The following is a 17,465-nucleotide window of genomic DNA, read 5'->3' as shown; positions in this document are numbered from 1 at the left end:
TTTCGTTTCCAAGAGACGCAAAAGTCTCTTTCTCTCAACAAGTTCATGGTATCATAAATTTTCAGATTTATCAATATAAAATCGAGGGATTTCCAACGAAAAAAGAAAATTATTGCAGCGACATTTTCTTTTTTCTTTTTTGCCTGTATAATGGCTATGGAATCAAAGGACGCAAAAGGAGGCGAAATCGTGACGCGTGAGGACTATGTCAAGTCGCTGATCAAATCGAACGGCTGCAATCTCAAGGAATTCGCGGCGAAGATCCACATGCCGTACACGACGCTTCTTTCCATATTGAATGGCTCCATCGGCGGCGCGGCGATGGACAACGTGCTGAAGATCTGCCGTGCGCTCGATCTGACGGTCGAAGAGCTCAACAATATCGTCGCGAAGTCTGCACCTGTGCGCGGGCAGGAAGCGGACGACATCGACCCGCATTTATTGGAGTTGATCCGCCAGCTGCCGATGGAAAAGCAGCTGGCGCTGAAGCTGCTCTTGGCAGATATGTGAAGGTGCAGCAGGAGGGAAAATCCTTCGTGAAGAATCTGCGTTCTTGAAAGCTGCTGTGCTCCCTAAAAGAGCGGGCAGCTTCTTTTTACGCCGTTTTCAGGCACAAAAAAACGCCGCAAATGCGGCGTGATTTGCATGGCTGGGGTAGCTGGACTCGAACCAACGCATGCGGGATTCAGAATCCCGTGCCTTACCAACTTGGCGATACCCCATTGACGAGCGATGCTGTCAACGTTGACTATTATAGGAGAAAATACGTATACTGTCAATCCCCTTTTTTATAAAAATTTATGATTCGAAGATTCTTTGGCTGACAGGAATATAAAAACAAGCTATAATATAACTGGAGGGAATGGCACAGAGAAGGGGGATTCTTCATGCAGACAATCGAGGATTTCTACCGTGAAGCGCTGAAAAAGGCCACAGGGCGAGAGGAGTTCGAGTACGATCCCGAGCAGCTCAACTGTCTTTTCCATCCGACAGTGCATGAGCCGGTCTGGGGCGAGGAAAAGCTTTCGGACGAAGGGCAGAAGAAAGCGCTCACGAAGGATGCGCGTGCCGTTTTGGAAGATGTCCTCGCGGGCAAGCGGGCGGGGCGCAAGGCGTACATCCTGCTCGCGCCGGCGTTCCTCGGACAGTATCACGATGTCAAGACGGGACAGATCCGCAACGCCTTCCGCAAGATGGGGTTCGATGGCCTCGTTGAGGTCGCGCTCTTCGCCGACATCCTGACGCTCAAGGAAGCCTTGGAGTTTGACCGCAACATCCAGTCGGAATCGGATTACATGCTCACGAGCTGCTGCTGTCCCATGTGGGTGGCGATGATCAAGAAGAGCTTTAGGCATCTCATGCCACATGTGCCGCCGTCCGTCTCGCCGATGATCGCCGCAGGACGCACGGTGAAGAAGCTCTATCCCGACGCCTTGACCGTGTTCTTAGGGCCGTGCATGGCGAAGAAGACGGAGGCGAAGGATCCTGACCTCGTCGGAGCCATCGACCATGTGCTGACGTTCCAGGAGTGCAAGGACATCTTTGACCGCCTCGGCATTCAGCCGCAGGATCAGTCGGACAAGAAGCGCGTCTACTCGTCGGAAGCGGGACGCATCTACGCCTACGCAGGCGGCGTATCCCAGGCGGTGCAGATGACGCTTGACCGGCTGAATCCCGAGCGTGCGATCAAGGTGCGCTCGCGCCATGCGAACGGCGTCGCCGAGTGCAAGCAGATGCTCAACGCCCTCATGGAGGGCGAGGTCAAGGCGAACTTCTTCGAGGGCATGGGCTGCGCGGGCGGCTGCGTCGGCGGCCCGAAGAAGCTCATTCCGCAGGAAGAGGCGAAGGAGCATGTCAAGGCGTACGGCAAGCGCTCGCCGTACCGCACGCCGCTCGACAATCCCTACGTCTTGGAGCTTCTGACGCGCCTCGGCTTCTACACGCTCGAAGGGCTGTTGTACGACGAGACCTTCTTTTCAAGGAAGCGCTTTGCCTGACGAAGAAAGCAGCCTGAAACTGAAAATGGGACGGTGCGTATGCCGTATGGGGCATACGCACCGTCTTTTTGTCCCATGACAGTCTCCGTATCTCCCTGCAGTTCCTGCTTAGAGGGCGGCAGCTGCAGGAAATATTTCCAGCGAAGCGCCGCATGAGAATACTTGCCAAACGTATGTTCTATATGCTATACTGATTTAGCGAACACGTGTTTGGGAAAGATGGGAGGAAGAAGGAATGAAGCATTGGGATTTGCCTGAGGATTGGGAGATCGAGGCGGCGCTGCCCGAATATGTCGATGGGGAGGGCGACGCCACGCGCCTTTTCTTGACGGACGGTACGGATCGTCTCGTGCGGGCGCGTCTGCGCACTGTGCTGGAGCGTTTGGCAAGGCGCCATTGCCGTTCTCTGCCGCTGCTGCGTGCGTGGGCGAAGGAGCGCACGGCGCTTGCGCAGACGGCGCCCTTGGCGATTGCATCGGAACTCGTGCTCGTGCCTTTTCGCGCACGGCGGCCGCGCATTCGAGGCGATGCGGCGATGGGCGTCGTGAATGCCATGCACGCGCAGCTCGTTCGCGTTGAAGAGTCGGCTGAGATCGAGCTTTCCTGTGGCAGGCGCATCCGTGCGCTTTGGGGCGCGGCAACCCTCGCCGCCCATCTTCGCGCGGCGGAAATCCTGCGGCAAGACCTCGATGCAAAGACCGAAGCTGCCGTACTGCGCCGCCTCTTCTGGCAGAAGGCATGGAATCGTGCCGATTTAGGGAAGCACTGATAAATTCAGCCACCCATCTTCACGCATCTGCACTGTCCTCTCGTCGTCGATAAATCCTCGACGTAGCACCGCTACGCCTGCGGTTTGTCTCCTCGATAGATACAGCGCATCTGCGCAAATCTGGGCGACTTCATTTTATCAGCGTTTCCCTAGGAAGGAAATAGAAGAAAATGAAAGAACGTGCGTAGAGCGCCGCAGCGAAATGGGCTGCGGCGCTCTTTGCTGTGTGGAATTGTTGGCTTGCGACTCATATGGCGTTGATGCATCAGAGTATGTTATACTTTATTCGTTGCCTCCTCCATACTGGCACGGGAAGGAGGTGCATGTGATATGGAGAGCATCCCTCTATCGTTCCTTCTCTCCGTCGCGGCAGGAGTAGTCTGCCACTACCTTTGCAAATGGCTTGACGAGAGAGTGAAAGGCAACAGGCCTGGGCAGTAGTTCCCTGCCCGCAACAAGGGAACAAGAAAATCCCCCCAAGCTACCACCTTGGGGGGATTTTTGCATGTGGATACGGTATCCCTCTATCGTTCCTGCCGTATATAGTATAGCATACGTGCTGAGTTCTGTGCAAGCTGTACTTTGCTGGGTTTTGCTGTTCTGCGGGGAGGGCTTTGGATTGGGCTGCAACGCTTGTGGAGGCCACTTCCTCCCAAACTTCCCGTCGAGTCAGCCCTCACTCGGCTTTTGCGCCTGCCGCATCCCTTTCGCTACAATAGCGGCCAGCGCTAATACATAGAGGAACCGGTTCCTCGCCCAAGGGTGAGGAAAATGACGATCAACGAAATGGTTTTGCAGTCGCAGAGGGGAAATGGCGAAGTTCTGGCAGAGCTTTGCGAGAAGTTTCAGGGGATGTTCTTTCGTGCGGCGCGGCAGCGCCATCTGCGCACCGTATTTGAGGACGCTTTGCAGGCGGCACGCGAGAGCTTCCTGCGCGCCGTGCGCGATTTCGACGCGGCGCTCGGCGTGCCGTTCGAGGGCTTTGCCAAGCGCCGCGTCTACGGCGATCTGCATACGTTCTTCCGCCGCGAGCGCGCCTATTGGCAGCGCGAGGTGCATCCGGGAGATGACGAGGAGGGCAAGAGCTTCTGGGAGTCTGTCGTAGATGATGCCGCAGGCGGCACGGCTGCAAACTTCGCGCTCAAGGATGCGCTCTTCGCTGCGATGAGGACGCTGTCGGAGCGCGAGAAGGAGCTTCTGTCGCTCGTCTATCTTGCGGATTGGAGTCTCAAGGAAGCCGCAGCGAAGCTCGGCCTCAGCGCCGCTTATGCCGCCGTGGTCAAGCGGCGCGCGCTGCAGAAGATGAAGAAGCTGCTCGTGTGATCGGAGAATATGGAAAAACGGCGAAAGGTCAGCGCCTTCGGCTTGACCTCTTGGGGCTTCATGGCAAAAAAAATCATCGCTTTGCTTAAGGAAAATGGAGGAAGCTACGATATAATTGCTGTAAAGTGATAGGGAGGTCGGCGGAGACCTCTGGGCATATCAGGGAAGACAGTCGCAGCGTAAGGAAGCGCGTTTCTTTGGCTGTGGCGTCAATGATCAGGGAGGTTTTTGCTGTGCCACTAGTAGTAAAGAACAATATGCAGGCAGCGAATACGCTGAACACGCTGAACAAGAACGAGAAAGACCGTGCGAAGAGCCTTGCACAGGTTTCCTCGGGCATGAAGATCACGAGCGCGGGCGATGATCCGTCCGGCATGTCGATCTCTGAGCGCATGCGCGTGCAGATCCGTGCGCTTGACCAGGACAATCAGAACACGCAGAACGGCAACAGCATGATGAAGGTCGCCGAGGGCGCTGTCGCCTCGACCGTCGAGATCTTGCGCACGCTCAAGGAGAAGTGCATCAACGCGGCGAACGACACGAACACGGACGATGACCGCGCGACGATCCAGAAGGAAATGGACGCGATGGTCGACCAGATCAACGACAACGCGAATATCCAGTACAACGGCAAGATTCTGATGAGCGGCACGTACAACAATCGGGTGCGTGCTGATGATGGCGGCACACGTTCCTCTTGGGCAAATCAGTCGTTTGCAGAGGGAACGAGCGCGACGGGCACGGCATTGACTGATTATAAGGATCGCAACGGCAATAGTCTCGGCATTCTGCCGACGGATTGGATGACGGTTTCCTATGTCAAAGATGGTAAGACGTATGAGAAAACCTTCCGTGTCGGTAATTTTAATTTGGCCGCTTGTTTTACTAATGCCGCAGGTGGGACTGGTAAGTTTGTTCCAGACCCTGGAATGCCAGATTTGGAGGCATACCAAGGACCAGCACCAAATGGGCTGTCTAAGGTTGGCATTGATCAGTATGGGCATGATGTCGTTACGGCGGATGGCAAGGACGCTTTGACAGTTCGTGCAGCGAACGGCGGCACGACGGGTCAGATCGGCGGCGTGACATTCTGCCTGACCGATTCACAGGGCAATATCAAGAAGGCGCAGAACAATATGTTCGACAAGTTCCAGATGACGGTACGCGCCCAAGATCCGACGCCCGACAATGCTATGGTCTTCCAGATCGGCACGCGATCGAACCAGGCGGTCAAGGTCGGCTTTACCGATATGCACGCGAAGGCGCTCGGCATGATGGGGTCCGACTCGAAGGCGATTCAGGTCACGACGCGTGCGCGCGCCAATGCGGCGGTCAATGTCATTGAGAATGCCATCGGCATGTGCCTTGACCAGCAGACGGTGCTCGGTGCGGCGCAAGCTCGCCTGCAGTTCACGTCGTCAAACATCATCACGGCGAGCGAGAACACGCAGGGTGCCGAGTCGACGATTCGCGACGCCGATATGGCGAAAGCGATGACGGACTACACGAAGAGCAACATCCTCACGCAGACGGCGCAGGCCATGCTCGCACAGGCGAACCAGTCGTCGAGCGGCGTGCTGAGCTTGCTGCAGTAAGTATATAGGTGGCTTTTGCCGCCTCAATGCCCTGCCGAGGCAGGAGTCGAGAAGGAAAGAAAGCCACCACATCTTGTGGTGGCTTCTCTTGCGATAGAAAGGAAGATGAGAAATGAGAGGAATGAGCAAGAAGGACGCCTTGGCGTGTCAGGTCAGCCTCGGTCTCTTTGCCGGCCTCCTCGGCCTTGCCTCGACGGCACATGGCATGCCCGTGCATGATAAAGGCGCGCTCACTGGTGACGCGATTGATGCGAAAATAATAAAATCCGAAACGTCTGGCAACGTGATGAATATCCAACCCACAACATCTTCGTCCACGCCTACGAACAACGTCATCGGCTGGAAGGATTTCTCCATCAAGAGCGGCGAGACCGTGCAGTTTGACAACGGCGCAAAGACGAACAATTACCTCAATATCGTCACGGGCAATGTGACGTCGCATATCGACGGCGAGATGAAGGGCGGCAACAATGTCTATATCGCCAATTCGCACGGCGTGATCTTCGGCAAGGGTGCGAGCGTCGACGTCGGCAACCTCTATGTGACGACGCAGGATTTGACAGGCGTTGACTATTCGCAGTCGGCGAACAGCAGCAAGATTGGAAATGGTACTGTCATTGACACGCCAGCAAACGGGAAGGCGGCTTCGTCGGCAAAAGCCGATGTCGTCAGTCTTGTTGATACTGCTGGAAAAAACTTGAAAGCGACAAAGATCGTCCTCGAGGGCAGGAGCGTTCGCATCATGAACGATGCGAATATCAAGTCGAGCGAGGTATATACGCTTGCCAATACAGATCCGTTGAAGGTGGAGGCTGGCGGCGAGCAGGAAGTGCGTCCTTATAAGGGCTATGTGCATGTCGGATATGACACAAGCAATGCTGCGCCGTCCACGGGAGCGGGAAATAAGTACAGGAATCTTACGAAGGACAATATTTATAAACTTGTTGCCAGTGACACAGACCTTAATGGTATGACGACGAACGATAAAGATGCCAACTACATGCTGCGCAAGAATATCACTCTTCCAACGGGTACACCGCATACGCCGATCGGTACGGAAGCAACTCCTTTCAAAGGCAGATTCGATGGCATGTTCCATAAAATCTCGGGCTTGACATTTGACACGGCGCACGAGGGCACAAGTGCGGAATATGTGGGGCTGTTTGGTACGACGGACGACGCGACCATCATGAACGTCGGGCTGAAGGATGCGAATCTCTCTGCGGTTAAATATGGCGGCGGTCTTGTCGGTCATGCCAAAGGGAACACGGTTATTAGTACCGTCTATAATGAATCGACGACAAGTATTGGTGCGGGAAGCAATGCTGGTGGCATTATTGGAAAAATGGGAGATGCCTCCTTGGATAATGCCTATAACACAGCTCCTGTGGGCAATGGTGGAGGCATACTGGGACGCTTGGATGTGAGCGGCTCGGGTAAAAGCAGAATATATGCTGTTTATAATTCGGGAACGACAACCCCCGGCGTTTCTTTCGGTGTTTATGCAGATTTGGGGTCGTTCACGACGGATACCTTTATCAAGGATGCATATACAGCGAGTGGCGACTTGATGCCGGCGACAAACAACAATATTGTAAAAAATTCTTATACGATTAATTCTGATACGGCTACCCTTGTTCGACCTACTTCAGCGACAGGAGATGCACAGAAAGGCGATGCTGAGCAGGCCGCCACTTATGCCGACTGGGACATCTCCGACGAGGGCGGTGCGAACACGACATGGCGTCTCTTCGCTGGGCATTCGAATCCGCTTTTGACCGCCTTCATGCAGGGCACGGTGCAGGCGGAGTATTCGTATGCCGATTTTGAGCGGCCGAATCACGGGCACAGCGGCAATGTCGCCAGTACATACACAGAGCGTATCGCTGATACGCTCAAGACGAACAACGGTAAGGATATGCCCAAGCGCACTTACGATGCCACCTATCGCAAGATGACGAAGGCGGATGGGACGGAGATCGGCGGCATTTCCGATGTCACGATCCACGGCTATCCGAGTCCTGCGCCCGCCGCGCCGAACAACATCGAGCTGAATACCAATCATGGCCGCCGCAATGCGGGCAAGGAGGCCATGCTCTACAGCGGCCAGCACGGCTACGACGTCGCAGGTGCGAACATCGATATCGAGAAGCGTAAAGTCGTCGGCAGTTGGAATGATTTGACGATCGAGAAGGAATACGACACTACGACCGATGCGAAAAAGGCGCTGGAGAATTCCCTGACGGCGGACAGCATCCGGCTCACAGGGGTCATAGACGGCGATGATGCAACGATCGGCATTGATCCGGCGCATCCTGTGACTGCCAATTTCGCAGATGCCAATGCCGGTTACGGCAAGTCGCTGACTATAGGGGGGACCTTCACGCTCACGGGAGCGGACGCGGTAAACTACAGCAATATCGATGCTGCCAGCCTTACGCCGCCCGCTTCCGGCCTCAAGGGAAATATTCGCCAGAAGAAGATTGTCGTCGGTCTTGACCCTGCGAAGGACTACAAAAAGATATACGATGGCACGGCGAACGTGAAGAGCACGGTTGATCCGAAGACGACGAACGATGTGCTGAAGCTCACGGCGAAGAATGCAGGCGGCTATGCCGCGGGCGACGTCAAGCTCAACTACACGGACATCGAGGCGAAGTACATGAAGGACAAATCGTCCGATGCCGACGAGAATGCTTCGGGCAATGCCAAGGTCAACCGCGACATCGCCTACAAGAATATCAAGCTTGCCGCCGGAGCGACGGGCTCGACGAATAACTATATGCTCGTCAATAAGACGGGCGACGTGCTCTACCGTGAGAAGGCTGCGGGCGAGGATGCGTACAAGGCCGCGCATGCGACGGATTACGCATCCCTCACGAACGATGCGAACAAGAAGACCAACGACCGCTACATCGGCGCGGTGAAGACGGATGGCGGTACGATCTGGGGCACGGGCACGATTGAAAAGCGCAAGATTGACGCATCGGCTTTCACTGTCTCGGGTACCGGTACCCCGAAGGTTTACGACGGCACGGACTACCTCGTCGTCGACGGCACGACGCGTAAGGTGCAGGGCACGGTCGACACGGCGTCCGGTACTGCCACGGACACGGGAAAGAATGTCGCTGAGGCGGACAAGGACAAGCTCAAGTTCACCATCAGCGCAGCGGACAACAAGGCCTACTACAAGAACAGCGCCACGAGCGCGACGACGACGAAGGACGTCTACGACGCGACCACAAATCCCACGGGTGCGCGTGTTCTTTCCTATACCCTCAAGGCGAGCGACACGACGAACGGCGAGACGCTCGCAAACTACGAGCTTGATCTCGGCGGCGGCGTGACGCGGGCGCTCAATACGACGGACACCTACGACGCCACGGGTGCAGGTGAGATCACGCCGCGCGACATCACGGTCGACCTCTTGAAGAAGACGGGCATCGACAAGGTGTATGACAAGACGACGGCTGTCACGGACGGCACGAATGGCACGACGAACAACAAGGTGTTCGGCACGAACTTCGGCTACGCCGCAGGCACGACCGACGATCACAAGCTCGTCGCAGGCGATGGCGCGGAGATCAAGGCGACGTCTGCCGTTTACAAGAAAAAGACGAGCGGCTCGGAGGCTGGCGACAAGGACGTCTCGCGCACGGCGGCGGGCAATGTCATCGAGGATGGCAAGGACGTCGAGTACAAGATCGAGCTTACGGGTGCGGACGCGACGACGGCTGCGGCTGCAGCGGCGAACTATCGCCTCAAATACAGCGTGGGTACGCAGACGACGAATGGCACCGTGGGCAGCGCCATCACGATGACGGGCACGGGCAAGATCACGCCGCGCGAGCTTGCGCTGAACAATCTGCCCGAGGTCGTGCGCTCTTACGACAGGACGTCGAACGTCTATGCCAAGCAGCTCAAGGACAAGGGCTATGACCACGTCACATCGGATCTGCACGAGAACGTGGCTCTGACGCTCGGCGATGATAAGGACGTCGTCGGCACATACTACGAAAGTGCGGCTGCGGACGCTGAGAAAGCAACGGATGCCAACTACAGGACGGACGGCACGACACAGATCTCCGGGAAGCCCGCGCAGTATACCGTCCGTTATAAGTCCGACTTCAAGCCAACGATCACGGATGGCAACTATGTCCTCAAGGATGCGTCGACGAGCACGGGCACGGGCAAGATTACGACATTCGTTGCGAACAGCACGAACTTCAAGATGGATTTCGGCGTGCAGAGCAAGGTGTTCGACGGTACGACGGCTGCCGGGGACAACAATCAGCTCAACACGCTGGAACTCGATTTCGGCAATGGACAAAAGCTGGATTTCCTCCATACGCCGCAGAAATCGTATGAGCGCATCGGCGAATTCGGGAACGAACATGCCAATGTGGACAAGGACGGCAACTATCTCGTCATCGGCGGCACGACGAAGGCGGCGTATAGCTTCACCTTCAAGGTGAAGCCCTTCTTGGGGACGAACGCTTCGGACAACTACGATCTCAGCGCCTTGTCTCCGGACTCCGACGGCTATATCTCCATGACGAAGGCGGCGTATGGCAAGATCGAGCAGAGGAAGCTCCAAGCGACGCTCCTGAATCCGCAGCATGAAAAGGTCTATGACGGCACGAAGGATGTGACGAACGGCAAGGGCGAGAAGCTCAAAGGTTCTTCTATCGTCACCGTGGACAACCTCGCGCCGAGGGAGCTCGGCGGTACCTATGGCGACGGCAGTGACATCGTCGGGGAGTATGACAACAAGAATGTCCAGTCCAACAAGCATGTTGTGACCTACAAGCTAAAGATTTCCCCGAATGAATACGAGAACGACTACTACTTCGTGGACAAGAACGATACAGTCGTGACGGAGCTCAAGGGCGAAGGCGTCATCAAGCCGCGCGAGATCGATGTGGACTTCAACTATGCACGGAAGACCTACGACGGCACGTCGGCTGTAGACAAGACGGCGAGCACCTGGGGCTACACGCTCAAGCCGCACGACGAAAGCGCGGATATGCGGACGAAGGTGCAGGATTTGCTCAATGCTGAGCATCCGACGCTCAATAGGGCGGCGCTCACGGGAACCTATGTGGGCGAGGACGGCACGACGCCGCAGAGCGATGCCGGTGAGTATACGGACCGCGTGAAGTATTCGAACATCCAGGCGGCTCTCCAGGATTCCAACTACAAGATGGTCTCCGATACGAGGATCGGGTCGGGCAAGATCGACAAGCGTACGTTCAATGCGGGCGACCTCAACCTCGACATCGCCGCCGCTCGCAAGACCTACGATGGCACGAAGCTCGTCAAGAAGGCCGGCGGAAAGGTCGAAGACTATATCACTGGTCTGACGATGAATCTCGGCGGCACGCCGAAGACGTACGTCAAGAACACGGACTATTCGCTCCAGAGCGCGACATATGCCAACCCGAACGTCTCGGCGAACACGGGCACGGGCAGCGTCACCTACACCATCTCGCTGAAGAAGAGCGACGGCACGAACGGCTCGCTTCTGAACAACTACGAGTTCACGAATCTTCCCACAGGGTATTCTTTCGATGCGGCGAACGGCACGCTCTCGCGCACGGTGGCGAACGGCACGATCGACAAGCGCAAGGTCTATGCGCATGTCAAGGACGTGTCAAAGATTTACAATGCAGACGTTGATGTGCGCGGCGGAAGCGACGACGGCCATAAGCTCTCGAGCAGCGAACTTGTGACGTTTGACAACAAGCTCAATGGCACGGCTGTCGATGACACGGGTCTGATCGACGCGCACAAGAGCCTCAATGCCACGACGGCCTCCTATCGCGACAAGAAGGCGGGCACGGGCAACAAGACGGTCGACTACACGCTCTCGATCGACTCGGATCCTGCGATCGCGGGCAACTATGCATTTCACGACGGCAAGACGGGAGCGGAGGTTCCTGTCGTTTCGGGCAAGTACGTCTTGACAACGACAACGAACACGATCCATCGCCGCGCCCTCAAGATTCAGACGCAGACCGGCGTCAAGAAGGAGTTCGACAACACGGATGTCGTCAAGATCGGCGGCGTGCCTTCCACGACGAATGCAGGACTGAGTTTCGTCGGCGGCGACAAGCAGGGGAGCGATACCGTCGATCTCAATACGACGTACACGCGCGTCTACAAGTCGAAGAACGCGACGAAGACCGCCGCTTCGAAGCAGGACAACATCAAGTACAACAACATCCAGCTCACAGGCGCGGATGCGGCGAACTACTATCTCGCCGACAGCACCGGTAAGGCGCTCGACGCCGACACGGCGGCGGGCTTCTTTAAGACGACGGGCGACGGCGAGATCACGCCGTTCCAAGTTACGAAGAATAATTTCAAGCTGAATTTCCGCACGGCGCCGGTCACGAAGACGTATGACGGAACAGCGTATGTTGACGGCAATACGGAAAATCCCACGGCTTGGAAAACCTACATCACGGACAGCTATGTCACGGACAGCGGCAATCACCGTCTCTTCGACATTGACGTCGAGAAGGTCAAGTCGGCGACGTACCGCAATGCTGGAAATACGGCGGACAACAAGAATGTGGGGCAGAACAAGAAGGTGCTGTTCAACCTCAAGTTCTCGGATGCGGCGCAGAACAACTTCGATTTCTCTAGTGACTTCTATACGCCGGACGCCGACGGCAATCAGATGCTCTCCGACGGCACCTATAACCGCTATACGAAGGGCGACATCGAAAAGCGCGTGCTGCAGGCGAATCTCGCACATGGTACGGACATCCGCAAGGTCTACGACGGCACGCAGGCGGCGGACAAGTCGAACCTTTCCATCTTGAACTTCGTCAAGGCGGATAAGGACAAGCTGGAGACGACGGCGACGTTCGACAAGGCGACGGCGACGGTCGACCCGGGTGCAGCGGCGACGAACACGCGCCAGATCACCTATACGGCGACGCTCACAGGCGATGCTGCGGACAACTACGCCTTCGATACGCTCACAGGCCCTGCGAACAAGACGCTGACGGCCACGGGCGACATCGAGAGGCGCAAGGTCTACGCGAAGGTCACGGGAGCACGAGAAAAGACGTACGACGCCGGCACGAAGGTGCTGATCGGTGGTGCGGAGCGGACAGGCGAAGCACTTGTGACGTTCGGCAAGCGGACGGAGGGCGATAAGGATACCGGGCTTCGTACAGGCTACGGCACGAATGCGACGACGGCGGTCTATGCGGGCGCCAATGCCGCCGATGCCTCCGATACGGCGAATAAGACCGTCAAGTACACGCTCAAGATCGACGGTAAGGATGCCGACGGCACGGACTATGCAGATAATTACATCGTCTACGATGCGGCGAATCCCAATGCCGTCGTTTACAATAGGGCAGCAGGAAACAACGACGGCCTTACGACGACGGCGAACGCGATCAAGCGTGCGCCTCTGACTGTGACGGCAGACTATGCGACGAAGCAGTACGACGGCGGCAAGAAGGTCAAGAACCCTAGCCCCGACACGCTGCTGAAGATCACAGGCGGCTGGCAGGGTGCGGACGGCGGCGATCTGAACCGCACGGCTTACACAGCGACGTATCTCAATGAGAATGTCAATCAGAAGGGCGTTGACTACGGCAATATCCAGCTCGTCGGCACAGGGTCGACGAAGGCATCAAACTATGTCTTGTCGTATAACGGCAAGGAGGTCGCGCGGAGCGGCGAAACTTACAGCCTGCACGGCGAGGGTGAGATCACGAAGCGTATCCTGACGGGTGATGACCTCAAGGCTGGCTTTACGACGACGCCGATCAAGAAGTCGTACGATGGTACAGCGGACGTCAAGAATCCCTCGCGGTATGTCAACTATATGCGCACGCGCTACACGAAGGACGACGGTACGCCGCTCGACCTTAGGGCGGACGGCTACAAGGTCGAGCGCGCCGACTATGTCGCGAGTGCGAATACCGCGGCGAAGGACGTCGGCAAGGGCAAGGACGTCAAGTTCCAGTTCGCCCTGAACGACGGCAATTTCGATTACTCGCGTGTCACGGGCGCCACGCTCGGCGCCGACGGCGTATACCGCTTCAGCGAGAACTATGGCCGCGAGAAGGTGACGAACCCGGACGGCTCGACCTCGACCGTCGGGCGCGGTGAGATCTTTGGTAGGCGCGTGGCGCTGACGCTCCATCTCGTGCAGAAGATCTACGATGGTACGACGGAGGTCAAGGACGGCTACTATACGAAGGACGAGAAGACGGGCAAGCTCGTTGAACACAATCCGAACCTCGACTGGAAGAAGGTCATCACGCTCGACGGCGACGGCAAGATCGGCGGCGACGAGAACAGCGGCTTCGCCCACGGCGAGGGGCTCGACTTCAACGCGACGGGCGAGTACAAGGACGCCAATGCGAACCGCGACCCGCATTACACGGGCCCGCTGCAGCCGGCGAACAAGGACGTCACCTACAAGATGCGCCTCACGGATGCGACGGCGAACAAGAACTATTCCTTTCAGATCCGCGTCGTCGACGAAGCGGGCAATACGCTGAAGACCGCCACGTCGCAGTCGTTCATCGACCCGCAGACGGGCGAAGGGCACATGTTCGACGGCCTTGGCAACATCTGGCAGAAGCAGCTGACGCTGACGAAGACGAACGGCTGGGGCAAGAACTACGACGGTAACGCCAATGTCACGGATGCTGTGAAGAAGGGTCTGCAGTTCGACGGCGTCGCCGAGAAAGATCGCGATTTCTTCAAATTCAGTGATCCGGCGAATGCGAACGCCGATCGCTTTGCCGGGAAGATTTCCGGCCGCTACGGCGATCGCGCCGTGGAAGGCTCCTTCCTCAATACGCCGCAGAACACGAATGTCTACAAGCATGTCAAGCGCCCGCAGGGCAATCTCAACGGCACGCCCGAGACGCGCGACGTCGAACTTACGGGCGTCAAGGATGCCCTTGCCAGCCTGCAGACGCCCGGTTCCGTCGCAAACAACTACTTCTACGACGGCGACAACACCGTCTATGGCACGGGCGTCATCAAGCCTTTGACGCTCGACCTCAAGAAGACGTGGCTGAAGAACGGCGCGGACTTCTCCAAGATATACGACGGAGATCCGCTCGCCAAGATCGGTGGCAAGGCGCTGAGCCCTGAGAACAAGCAGGCCTTCCACGACAAGCTCAAGCTCAGTGTCGATCTCGGCACGGGTGAGAAGCCCATCGAGCTCGACTATACGCTGTACGGCGACGAGAAGGGCGACTACGAGGGCTACCGTCCGCACTACGAGAACCTCTCGGGCGGACATGCCCACCACGGCCAGAGCGACGCCAATGTGAAAAACAGTGCCGATTCGGCGGATACGCTGAACAAAGACATCGTCTACAAGCTCAAGCGCATCAACGGTGACAAGGCGTGGGCGAACCAGGCTGAAGGTGCTCGTTACAAGGATTGGGAGCTTTCGGAGAACCCGAGCGGCGCCGATCTCCGCTTGAGCGACGCCGCGACCGATACCCATACCGACAACAAGTCGGGACTCAGGGCGGTGATCACGCCGAGGAAGGTCGAGGTGCAGGCGGACGCCTACAGCAAGATCTACGACGGCACGTCGGCTCTGACCGCACCCTCCCTAAGCGCCGGCGAACTGGCGAAAAAGCAGCAGGAGCTTCGCTCCAGACTGCACGTCACGGACAAGGATGCGGCGAAGATGCTCAAGGACGACGGCATCGACTTCACGGTCGATACCGATTCTTCGCAGTTCCTCGACAAGACCTCGCGTTTGGCTGACGCCAATGTGGTACGGGATGACAAGGGCAATGTCCTCAAAGATGGCAAGCTCGTGGAGTACAGACTCCAAAAGACGGGCGACGCCGTCAAGCAGGGCAACTACGAACTGCCGTCGGCGAATCTTCCCTCGGGCGTGCAGACCGATACCGTGCTCGGCACGGGCAGCATCACGCCGCGCATCGTGCGCGTAGCGTTCGATCCGGCGAGCACGGCTGCGCCGGACAAGATTTACGATGGCACGCAGTATGCCGTCAAGGACGGAAAGATTCACAGCCGCACGTTCAAACTCGTGGATGCCGTAGGCGATGAAGGTGTCGTCGCTGCAGACGCGGGCGATGTCAAGCTCAATCAGACGCATAACGTCGGCAAGTTCGCCTCGCCGAACGTCAAGAAGGACAAGAACGGCGTACAGGCGCAGGATGTCACCTACAACGAAGGCATAGCGCTGACCAACGGACAGAACAAGGCGGGCAACTATACGCTCGACACGTCCAATCTCAAGGATTCGGCGAAGATCACGCCGCGCCCGATCACGGCGACGCTCAAGAATGAACCGATCGTCAAGGAGTACGACGGCACGCGGGAGGTTCGCGATCTTCGCAAGTACATAGGCAAGGACGCCAAGGGCAAGGATGCGTTTGAAACGAAGACAGCTTTCCGAGAGGGCAACATCCATCTCGTGGACAAGAATGCGAAAGTCGAGGGAATTTCCGCCCCCGCACAGCCGACTTGGGAGGCCAAGGACAAGGCGAGGGGCATGACGCTGACAAAAGCGGAGTACGACAATAAGAACGTCGGCAAGAACAGGCGTGTGACGTACGACATCGCCATGAACAGCGACAACTACATGCTGGTCGATGCAGCGGGCAGTTCGCTGATGTCGGGCGACCGCAAGGCGCAGATCGTGTCAAATCAGGGCGAGATCAATCGCCGCAAGATCAAGATCGATGCTGCGAAGGACGCCAACAAGATTTACGACGGCACGGCGAACGTCCTCAATCCTCTAGGCAATCTGAGCTTCAACTATAACGGAGCGAGTGCGGAGCAGAATGAGGCGAACGGTCTCGTTAAGGGCGAGGGCGATGCCGTGAAGACTGCTCTGGGCGTCCAAGGCGTCTACCGCGACGACAAGGACAGATACGTTGATGCGAATGCAGCCGACAGCGACGCACAGGACTACAAGAATCACCAGGTGCGTTACACCTTCAAGAAGGATGAGAAGCACAAACCCGTCCTTGCGAACTATGAAATCACGACGGCAAAGGGCGGCAACACCATCTACGGCAAGGGCATTATCCGACGCCGCACGCTGGACGTTCTGCTCGATTGGCAGGCGACGTACGTCGGTAAGGGTGGCATGAACTTCACGGGTCACATCGCAGACGGTTCGGCGCAGGCGAACGAAGGAAGCCCGCTGACGGACGAGGTCAAGAAAGATTTGCAGAGCTTCAACAGCGGTATGTTCTTCTATGGGCCGAAGGGCAGCGTGGACTACAGCACCCCGGATCCGCATGAGATTCTGGGCTGGTACATGAAGAATGGCGTAAAAACACTGGCGAGTGGTAACTACACCTATGTCGATGGCAAAGGTGTCTCCCATGGCAGCAACTATACGCTTCGTTCTGTGCCGAGCAAGCTCTTCGTCGCGCCGCGCGTCGACAAGGTCGTGCCTGAGCGCACGATACGTCCCGACAGCAAGGTGTACGAGAGGGCGGCTTTCGATGAAAGCAACGCGTTCGGCAAGAGCAAGGATCTTAACGCCGCGCTCGCATATACGGGCGAGGGTGTCAACATCGGCGGTACGAAATCGCAGCAGGGTACGAGTACGAATGCCAGCGCTGCGGGAATCCGCCAGCAAGGGACAGGCACGAACATCGGCAGCAGCGCGGGCATTGGCGGTGCGGCAGGTGCGAACGGCAAGGTGCAGGGCGCGACGGGCGCGGCGAATGAAGCCGCGCGTGTTGCGGGCGCACAGCCGGGGGCAAATGTTAAGCCGCAGGGCGCACAGTCTGG

Annotated in this window: 6 protein-coding genes and 1 tRNA gene; 6 read left to right on the top strand and 1 reads right to left on the bottom strand. The window is 57.2% G+C overall.

The genetic code is table 11. The annotated features are described in order from the left end of the window. Positions 1 to 189: 189 nt before the first annotated feature. On the top strand, positions 190 to 510 hold the full coding sequence (locus RWS31_RS10250) for a helix-turn-helix transcriptional regulator (RefSeq protein ID WP_314598108.1): 321 nt from the start codon (positions 190 to 192) through the stop codon (positions 508 to 510). 136 nt (positions 511 to 646) lie between these two features. On the opposite strand, the gene RWS31_RS10245 is transcribed toward RWS31_RS10250, so the two are convergent. Next, positions 647 to 722: transfer RNA gene (locus RWS31_RS10245), tRNA-Gln, on the bottom strand. Between the two features lie 165 nt (positions 723 to 887). Here RWS31_RS10245 and RWS31_RS10240 point away from each other — a divergent pair. The 5 genes from RWS31_RS10240 to RWS31_RS10220 form a co-directional block, all read left to right on the top strand. After that, a complete protein-coding gene (locus RWS31_RS10240) occupies positions 888 to 1,997 on the top strand; it encodes a [Fe-Fe] hydrogenase large subunit C-terminal domain-containing protein (protein ID WP_314598106.1) in 1,110 nt (369 codons plus the stop codon). Between the two features lie 235 nt (positions 1,998 to 2,232). Next, positions 2,233 to 2,766 carry a hypothetical protein gene (locus RWS31_RS10235; RefSeq protein WP_314598104.1) on the top strand — a complete coding sequence of 178 codons (534 nt, stop codon included), beginning with the start codon at positions 2,233 to 2,235 and terminating at the stop codon, positions 2,764 to 2,766. Positions 2,767 to 3,537: 771 nt separating this feature from the next. Further along, on the top strand, positions 3,538 to 4,089 hold the full coding sequence (locus RWS31_RS10230) for a sigma-70 family RNA polymerase sigma factor (RefSeq protein WP_314598103.1): 552 nt from the start codon (positions 3,538 to 3,540) through the stop codon (positions 4,087 to 4,089). Between the two features lie 233 nt (positions 4,090 to 4,322). Further along, on the top strand, positions 4,323 to 5,684 hold the full coding sequence (locus RWS31_RS10225) for a flagellin (RefSeq protein WP_314598100.1): 1,362 nt from the start codon (positions 4,323 to 4,325) through the stop codon (positions 5,682 to 5,684). 112 nt (positions 5,685 to 5,796) lie between these two features. Beyond that, positions 5,797 to 17,465 (top strand): YDG domain-containing protein (locus RWS31_RS10220; RefSeq protein WP_314598098.1); only part of this gene is annotated, 11,669 nt, incomplete at its 3' end.

Origin of the sequence: uncultured Selenomonas sp. (assembly GCF_963528755.1) — a bacterium.
Classification (GTDB): Bacteria; Bacillota; Negativicutes; order Selenomonadales; family Selenomonadaceae; genus Selenomonas.
This window is presented reverse-complemented; position numbering and strand designations above follow the sequence as displayed.

Bases quoted from the DNA above. Each gene is read 5' to 3' on its own strand.
- RWS31_RS10240 (WP_314598106.1), top strand. From the start codon at position 888: ATGCAGACAATCGAGGATTTCTACCGTGAAGCGCTGAAAAAGGCCACA.
- RWS31_RS10235 (WP_314598104.1), top strand. From the start codon at position 2,233: ATGAAGCATTGGGATTTGCCTGAGGATTGGGAGATCGAGGCGGCGCTG.
- RWS31_RS10230 (WP_314598103.1), top strand. From the start codon at position 3,538: ATGACGATCAACGAAATGGTTTTGCAGTCGCAGAGGGGAAATGGCGAA.